This is a genomic window from Leisingera sp., from assembly GCF_034669605.1.
Lineage (GTDB): Bacteria > Pseudomonadota > Alphaproteobacteria > Rhodobacterales > Rhodobacteraceae > Leisingera.
Map to the genome: position 1 here is coordinate 1 of NZ_JAXMOX010000376.1, position 1,680 is coordinate 1,680.

Genomic DNA, 1,680 nt, shown 5'->3' on the forward strand with positions numbered 1-1,680 from the left:
CATCGGTCATCTTGGCCACCGTAGCCAGCGTCGCCGTGCTTTGCGTGGTAACGGAGCGCGACCCACCAGTGCCGCCGCCCTGTTTGATCAGATCGCTATCGCCCTGAATGACGTGGATCAGCTCTGCCGGAATGCTCGTCTGATCCGACAGGAATTGCGCATAGACGGTTTCATGCCCCTGCCCGTTAGACTGGGTGCCGACATAGATAAACACGGTGCCATCGGCATTAAACTCGACCTTGGCCCCCTCTGCCGGATCGCCAAGGATGCTTTCGATATAATAGCACAGCCCCTGCCCGCGCAGCAGCCCCTTGGCTGCGTCCGCCGCCTTACGCGCGGCAAAACCGTCGTGATCCGCCTCGACCGCAACACGGGTCAGCAGACGGTTGAATTCACCCACGTCGTAAAGCTCGCCCGTGGCCGAGGTATAGGGAAACTGTTCGGGTTTGATAAAGTTGATCCGCCGCAGCTCCCACGGGTCGACACCCAATTCGCGCGCTGCGCGGTCCATCAGCCGCTCCAGCACATAAATCGCTTCGGGCCGGCCAGCACCGCGATAGGCGTCGGTCTGAACGGTATTGGTGTAATAGCCTTCGACCTGCAGCCATGTGGTCTGCACATCATAGACCCCCATCAAAACCTTGCTGAACAGCAGCGCCTGAATGGGCTGGCCGAACTGGCTGTTATAGGCCCCGAGGTTACACTTGGTGCTGACGCGGTAGGCGGTGATCTTGTTGTTTTCGTCAAAAGCGAATTCCGCCAGTGACGTCAGATCACGCCCGCCATTGTCGCTGAGCATGGCCTCGGTCCGGTCCGACATCCAGCGCACCGGACGCCCCAAGGCCCGTGCCGCCTGCGCGACCGAGAAGTATTCGGGATAAGCCGCGGCCTTCATGCCGAAACCACCGCCCGTATCGGGGTTGGTCACCTGTACGTGGTCGTCATCTAGCCCGAACACCCGTTTGAGGTTGCCTTTGTGCACCCAAACGCCCTGCCCGTTGTTGGAAACATGCACCTTGCCGTCGGTCCATTCAGCATAACAGCCGCGCGGCTCCATCGCGTTGACGATGATACGGTTATCTCCGACGTTCAGGCTGACCGTTTTTACCGCCGCGTCGAATGCCTTTTGCGTGGCCTCTTCATCCCCCATACCCCAGTCGAATGCCATGTTGTCCGGCGCTTCGGGATGCAGCGTCTCGCCGCCACGATCCAGCGTCATATGGGTGGGCAGATCGTCCACGTCGAACATGATCAGCTCTGCGGCGTCACGCGCCTGGTTCATCGTCTCGGCGATCACCACCGCAACAGGTTCCCCAACGAAACGCACACGGTCCTTCGCAAGCATGGGGCGCAACGGCTTGGCCCCTTCGCTGCCATCGCGGTTCTGCAACACAGTTGCCGCCATAGAGATATCCATGCCGGCAGCTTCCAGATCCTTGATTGTCAGGACAGCGTGCACGCCCTCTGCCTCGGCCGCATCCGTGACATCGAGCGTCGTGATCACCCCATGTGCGACAGGAGACCGGAAGAAATAGGCATGCAGCGCGTCGGCAGGCGCGATGTCATCCACATAGCGCCCCTCGCCGGTCAGAAACCGCACATCCTCAACCCGTTTGACCGGTTGGCTTTTTCCGAACTTTTCCATTTGGCGGCATCCTTTGATCATCATCTTGGCTTTGC

At 60.0% G+C, this 1,680-nt stretch carries 1 protein-coding gene; it reads right to left on the minus strand.

What is annotated here, in order from left to right:
- Positions 1 to 1,645 (minus strand): xanthine dehydrogenase family protein molybdopterin-binding subunit (locus VOI29_RS24395; protein ID WP_323784473.1); only part of this gene is annotated, 1,645 nt, incomplete at its 3' end.
- Positions 1,646 to 1,680: the final 35 nt, after the last annotated feature.